This is a genomic window from Thermalbibacter longus, assembly GCF_023806485.1.
GTDB lineage: Bacteria > Chloroflexota > Chloroflexia > Thermomicrobiales > Thermomicrobiaceae > Thermalbibacter > Thermalbibacter longus.
Window position 1 is genome coordinate 1 of record NZ_JAMSLR010000029.1, and the last position, 1,576, is coordinate 1,576.

Below are 1,576 nucleotides of genomic sequence, written 5' to 3' on the forward strand. Positions count from 1 at the left end.
ATCGAGCAGGAGGAGGGGCGGCGATGACGCGCGATCTGCGTCGTGCCGCCCTCTACTACGCGGGGCGGTACGGCTGGGCTGTACTCCCGTGCGAGCCAAGCGGCAAGAAGCCGCTCACGGAGCATGGCGTCAAGGACGCCAGCCGTGACGCCGAGACCATCAACCGCTGGTGGCGAACGCATGCGACCGCCAACATCGGCCTGGCGCTGGGCGAAGCGAGCGGCGTGGTCGCCCTCGACGTTGACGACCTCGACGCGCTGCGCGACCTGGTGGCTGAGCACGGGCCGCTGCCGGAGACGGTGTGCAGCACGACGGGCCGCGGCCAGCACTACCTCTTCCGCTGCCCGGAAGGCGGGCTCAGGACGCGCACTGTCGGGCCGGGCCTCCAATTGCGCGGTGACGGCTCCTACATCGTGGTGCCGCCGTCCGTTCACCCGAGTGGCAAGCAGTACGAGTGGGAGCTCTCGCCGGACGAGGTCGAGCTGGCCGAGCTCCCCGCCTGGCTCTCCGAGCGTCAGGATCGCGCGGAGCGCGAGCCGCTCCGCGAGCTGCCCGACCGTATCCCCTACCCCGGCCGGAACAATACGCTGACCGCCTACGGTGGGCTCATGCGCCGCTACGGCTTCAGCCAGGCCGCGATCGAGGCGGCGCTGCTCGAGGTCAACCGTGACCGCTGCGACCCTCCACTGCCCGATGACGAGGTACGCCGGATCGCGGGGAGCGTGGCGCGCTACCAGCCGGAAGCTGCGCCGGTTCTCAGCCCCAACGGCCAGACTGGCGAGGCCTCGCCGCTGCGCGAGCTGGACGCTGCCGACCTCGCCACAGCCGACCTCCCGGCCGAGCTCCCGAGCCTGCCGCTCCTGAGCCAGGACGGCTACGTGATCGAGGGCTGGTCGCACCTTGTCGCTGGCTACCCCAAGGCCGGCAAGACCGAGCTCGTCTATGCGTGCGTGCGCGAGTGGGTACGGGCTGGTCGATCGGTCCTGTGGCTAACTGAGGAGTCCGAGCTGGTCTGGGCGCACCGGCTGCGGCGCGATCCGGCCCTGCCGCGCGGGCTACGGCTCGTCTTCGGGCTCGGCGAGCGACCCGACCGGCTGCTGGATCGCGCCATGCGGGGCGATGAGCCGGTGGTGGTGATCGATACCATCCGCTCGCTGCTCGGGATCGCGGACGAGGCCGACAACGCCGAGATCGCCCGCGTCGTGGGGCAGTGGGAATCAGCGCTGCGCGGCAAGACCCGGCTCTACGTCCACCACCTCCGTAAGGGCCTCGGCGACCACGGGCTGGCGGTCGCCGGCGGCACCATGCTGGTCGGGGCGGTTGACCGGGTGCTCGAGCTCCGGCACGACGAGCACGACTCCGGCCGGCGTGTGCTCCGCGTGATCAGCCGGATCGTGGGGGCGTCCGACCTGCTCTTGGGGCTCGATAGCGACGGCTGGCCGGTCGCACTGGGCGACCCGGCGGCGGTCGAGCTCGAGCGGGTGATGGCGGCCTGCCTGGACGTGCTCGAGCCGGAGAGCTGGCTCAAGACGGGCGAGGTGCGCGATCGGCTGCCGGAGCCCAAGCCGAGCCACCG

The 1,576-nt window shown here is 71.7% G+C and carries 1 protein-coding gene; it reads left to right on the forward strand.

The features are described from left to right. Positions 1 to 23: 23 nt before the first annotated feature. Positions 24 to 1,576, forward strand: a 1,553-nt coding sequence (locus tag NET02_RS16260) for a bifunctional DNA primase/polymerase (protein WP_284058481.1), incomplete at its 3' end; no start/stop codon positions are given.